1 protein-coding gene is annotated in these 644 nt (G+C 29.2%); it reads left to right on the forward strand.

Annotated features, from left to right (window positions below; translation table 11 throughout):
• The coding region (locus L8U37_RS08110; protein ID WP_263728984.1) for an Ig-like domain-containing protein at positions 1–644 on the forward strand (644 nt) is incomplete at both ends.

Below are 644 nucleotides of genomic sequence, written 5' to 3' on the forward strand. Positions count from 1 at the left end.
GAAGACAAGAACAAGTAAAATAGAGTTTGCTGCAGATAAAATTAAGCTTTATCAAAGAGAATTAAAATTTGAAGGGGATAAAACAATATACACCGAAGAAAAAGCACAAGCCAATATCACGCTAAAAGATGGTAAAAAAGGTGCTAAAGTAGAATGGAATATAAGTGGAGACGCTACTTTAAATGATCATGATACAACATTTAATTCTAGTGGTGAAGCTAAAGCAACTATTACTTCCAAAGTTCCATTTAAAGATAACCCTGTAATTAATGTAAATACTATTGGACAAAGTGTTAGCACTACTATTGCATATGTAGATAAAGAATATATCCCTAGTATTATTTATCCTAGCTATAAGGGTTATAAGCAAACCATAGAATTAAATCAAGATTTTCATCTTGAGGTAAGTAATTTAATCCCGAATACAGAAATTGAAATATATCATGATTTTTTATCAGCGGCTAAACCAAAGCAAGATCATGTTAGAGTAAATTCTAGTGGTAAGGCTACTTTGGAATTTTATGGAGTATCGAATCCATTGTGTAGTAATTTCAATATTCAATTTAAATATATGAAAACAAAAAATAAGTCAGCGGATTTTTTTACAGATGAAATTTATATATATAAACAGCTTACCTTGATTG

Origin of the sequence: Campylobacter sp. RKI_CA19_01122 (assembly GCF_025771325.1) — a bacterium.
GTDB lineage: Bacteria > Campylobacterota > Campylobacteria > Campylobacterales > Campylobacteraceae > Campylobacter_D > Campylobacter_D lari_D.